Raw genomic sequence first — 4,004 nt, 5'->3', positions numbered from 1 at the left:
TGGATTTGGCGCGGCGCAACCAGGGCGAGGAAACCGGATGCTCAGACTCTTCTTCTTCTTGAAGCGGAAGGACGGGATCACCCACGAGCAGTTCCGCCAGCACTTCGAGAACATCCACGTCAAGATCGCCGACAAGTACTTCACAAACAAGATGTTGAAATACAACAGGTATTATATCAGCGACGTGACCGGTAGCCCGCGCACCGGCCTCGGCGCGCGGGAGTTCGACTTCGATTGCATATCGGAGTGGACGCTTCCCGACGAAGAGACCTTCCGCGAGATCAGCGCGATCCTGACGGGCGGCGAATCCGGCCAGGAGTTCTATCGCGACGAGGAGAACTTCCTCAATCGCGAGGCGACCATGGTCATCAAGTGCAGGGAGGGCGACCTGATCCGCCACGTGCGCCCGAGCTAGGGCGCGCCCGGGACCGGGGGTCGGGAAACTTGAGCGGTGGGGTGCTGTCGGCTACGAAACGGCATGCGCCCCCAGACGAGACTTCGGGGGCTTGGCGTGCGCCAGCGGACTCTCGCGATCCTGGAGCTTCTCGAGAAGCTCAGGCGGCCGGCGCGGGTCTCGGAGATCGCCAAGCTGCTGGGGTATCCGCAGTCCAGCACCTCTGTGCTCATCAACAGCCTGAAGCAGCTGGGCTACCTCAACTTCGATCCGGCGACGCACGAGTTAGCGCCGTCCATCAGGGTCGCCCTGGTGGGCGGCTACCTGCGGTTCGGGGGCCGCCACGCCTTCGAGGTCCTGGACCTGCTCTCCGCGGTTCGTGAACGGACCGGCCTGACCGTGATCCTGTCCACGGGCAACGGCGTGCACGTTCAGTACGTCTACACCCTGGCCGCGCCGGGACGCCGCATGATGAAGCTGCGGGCGGGCAGCATGCGGCCGCTGACCCGCGCCGCCTCCGGCATCATCCTGCTCACGGAACTGGGCGACGACGAGATCGGCCGCATCGTGCGGCGGCTGAACGCCCTGCCCGGCGCCGGCGAGCTGGAGCAGCTGGACACGGTGCTGCGCACGGTGCGCGAGGCGCGGGAGCGCGGTTACGCGGCGGTCCTGGGACGGCTGAAGGCCGAACAGGGCGCGGTGGCGGTGAAGCTGCCGTTCCGCGACAGCTTCGGCAAGGCCCTGGCGCTCAGCGTGCACGGGCGCGTCGACGAGATCCGGACGAAGACCGAAGAACTGGTCGCCATCCTGCGCGGGCAGATCGACGACCACTGCCGCGCGACCGCCGACGGCGCGTGACGGTCCTGCCGCAGGTGGCGCGCGGTGAAGCGGTGGTCTAGAAGCGGTGGGTTTCGAGGGATGCGGACGGGCCGGCGGTCGGGTCGTCGTGGGACGAGTATGGAGGCAGGCATGAGCGTCGAGGCGAAGGTGCGGACGAACCTTGGGATCGAGCCTGCGGTGCTGGTGGAGATCTACCGGCAGATGTCTCGGATCCGTGCGGTGGACAAGGCGATCCAGGCGGGTCTTTCGAGCGGCCGTCTTCGGTTCAACTACTGGCCGAGCACGGGCCAGGAAGGCATTCCGGCGGTGATCTCGCAGCTGACGACGCAGCGGGACTACATGGTGACGACCTACCGGGGGATCCACGACCAGGTGGCCAAGGGGGTTCCGCTGGACCGTCTGTTCGCCGAGGCGCTGAGCCGGATCGACGGGGTGAACAAGGGCAAGGGGGGCGCGCCGCACATCTCCGACCCGGCGTCGGGCTCGATGCTGACGACGGCGATCGTGGGGGCCGGCGCGCCGATCGCCAACGGGCTGGCGATGGCGGCGCAGCTGCGCGGCGAGGACCGGGTGACGGTGGTCAACTTCGGCGACGGGGCGACCTCGATCGGGGCGGTGCACGAGGCGATGAACCTGGCCGGGGTGTGGAAGCTGCCGGTGGTCTTCCTGTGCCAGAACAACCAGATCGGCGAGTACACCAAGATCGCCGGCTATACGGCGAGCAAGGACTTCGCCGGCCGGGCGGCGGGCTACGGCTTCACCGGGGTGAAGCTGGACGGCAACGACCCGATCGCCTTCTACAACGGCCTGAAGCCGGTGATCGAGGCGGTGCGGCGCGGCGAGGGCCCGGCGTTCGTCGAGGCGGTGACGCTGAGGCTGGGCCGCCACGCCGGGGTGGGCGACAGCCCGGAGCTGACGCGCGAGGAGCTGAAGGCGGGCAAGGCCGCGGCGCCGGGGGTGACGACGCGCAAGCTGCTGATCGAGACCGGGATCTGCGGCGAGGAGGATCTGGCGAAGATCGACGCGGCGGCGGCCGCGGAGGTGGAGGCGGCGATCGAATGGGCGCTGGGGTGCAAGGTGACGCCGGTGGAAGAGACCCTGGTCGACGTCTACGGCGACATCGAGGTGATCCCGCGGCGCGGCCATTATCCGGCGCGCGCGGCCGAGGCCGCGGCCGCGGCCTCGGGGGAGGATCGCCAGGTGCTGACCTGCGAGGCGATCACCGAGGCCCAGGCGATCGCCCTGGAGCTGGACCCCGGCGTGGTGCTGCTGGGCGAGGACGTGGGCGACCCGCCGGGCGGGGTGTTCAAGACCTCGGTGGGGCTGCAGACCAAGTTCGGCCCGCGGGTGCGGCCGACGCCGATCGCCGAGCAGTCGATCATCGGCGCCGGCACCGGGGCGGCGCTGGTGGGCATGCGGCCGATCTGCGAGATCATGTTCAGCGACTTCACCGCGGTGTGCCTGGACCAGATCGTCAACCACGCGGCCAAGCAGCGCTACATGTCGGGGGCGGCGACCCATGTGCCGATGACCATCCGGATGACCACCGGGGCCGGCCTGGGCGGGTTCGGGGCGCAGCACTCGCAGTCGCTGGAGGCCTGGCTGCTGCACACGCCGGGGCTGAAGGTGGCCTATCCGTCCAATCCGCTGGACGCCAAGGGGCTGCTGCTCAGCTGCATCTTCGACGACGACCCCTGCGTGATGCTGGAATCGATCACCCTGCTGCGCGGCCACCGCGGGCCGCTGCCGGCGGGCGACTACCGCATCCCGCTGGGGGTGGCCAAGGTGGTGCGCCCCGGGCGCGACATCAGCCTCATCACCTACGGCTGGGAGGTGCACCAGTGCCTGGCCGCGGCCGAGGAGCTGGCCAAGGAGGGGATCGAGGCCGAGGTGATCGACCTGCGCTCGCTGATGCCCCTGGACTACCACCGGGTGCTGGACTCGGTGCGGAAGACCCGCCGGGCCCTGGTGGTGCACGCCGCCACCGAGTTCTGCGGCCTGGGCTCGGAGATCGCCTCCACCCTCAACGAGGAGCTGTTCTCCAGCCTCAAGGCCCCGGCCTCGCGGCTGGGCGCCGAATACGCCCCGATCGCCTATTCGCCGGAGATCGAGTTCAACCAGATCCCCTACGCCCCGGCCATCACCCGCCGCGTGCGCGAACTGATCGCCTTCAAGTGACCCGAAGACAACCAGGAACACCGACCAGATGACCACCCTGACGATCCCCCAGCTCGAGATGGCCATGAGCGAGGGCACGCTCGCCGAATGGCTGGAGCCCGACGGCGCCCAGGTCGAGGAGGGCGACCCGATCTACGTCCTGGAGACCGGCAAGGCCACCCAGGACATCTCCGCCCCCAAGAGCGGAAAGCTCACCCACAAGGCCGCCGCCGGCGAGGTCTATCCCGTCGGAACCGAGATCGGCGTCATCGAATAGGCCCGCCGCAACGGCGGGCGGAGGACCGCGCGTGATCGACGACCCGCTCGATCTCGACCCGGAGACGCTGCGTGCGAAATACCGCGCCGAGCGTGACAAGCGCCTGCGCCCGGACGGGAACTCGCAGTACGTCGCCACCGACGGCGACTTCGCCTATCTGCTGAAGGATCCCTACGCCGATCCGGACTTCCGCCGCGCGCCGCTGACCGACCAGGTCGAGGTGCTGATCGTCGGCGGCGGGTACAGCGGCCTGCTGGTGGGCGCCCGGATGCGCCAGGCGGGCGTGCAGAGCCTGCGGATCGTCGAGCGGGGGGCGGGCTTCGGCGGCGTCTGGTA

4 protein-coding genes and 1 pseudogene are annotated in these 4,004 nt (G+C 69.3%); all 5 read left to right on the top strand.

What is annotated here, in order from left to right; genetic code table 11:
- Positions 1-37: 37 nt before the first annotated feature.
- Positions 38-415, top strand: coding sequence for an EthD domain-containing protein (locus tag VJS38_RS09305; protein ID WP_324087871.1), 378 nt, complete (start codon positions 38-40; stop codon positions 413-415).
- A gap of 96 nt (positions 416-511) precedes the next feature.
- Positions 512-1,252 (top strand): IclR family transcriptional regulator, encoded by a 741-nt coding sequence (locus tag VJS38_RS09300; RefSeq protein ID WP_324087870.1) that lies wholly within the window; start codon positions 512-514, stop codon positions 1,250-1,252.
- A 111-nt stretch (positions 1,253-1,363) separates the two neighbouring features.
- On the top strand, positions 1,364-3,412 hold the full coding sequence (locus tag VJS38_RS09295; RefSeq protein ID WP_324087869.1) for a dehydrogenase E1 component subunit alpha/beta: 2,049 nt from the start codon (positions 1,364-1,366) through the stop codon (positions 3,410-3,412).
- A gap of 28 nt (positions 3,413-3,440) precedes the next feature.
- Positions 3,441-3,668, top strand: a complete 228-nt coding sequence (locus tag VJS38_RS09290) for a lipoyl domain-containing protein (RefSeq protein WP_324087868.1) — start codon at positions 3,441-3,443, stop codon at positions 3,666-3,668.
- Between the two features lie 31 nt (positions 3,669-3,699).
- Positions 3,700-4,004: pseudogene (locus tag VJS38_RS09285) on the top strand (monooxygenase); the annotation flags it as partial.

This window comes from Phenylobacterium sp. (assembly GCF_035276905.1).
Classification (GTDB): domain Bacteria; phylum Pseudomonadota; class Alphaproteobacteria; order Caulobacterales; family Caulobacteraceae; genus Phenylobacterium.
Note: the sequence above shows the minus strand (reverse complement) of the source record. Positions and strands in the feature narration are given on the sequence as shown.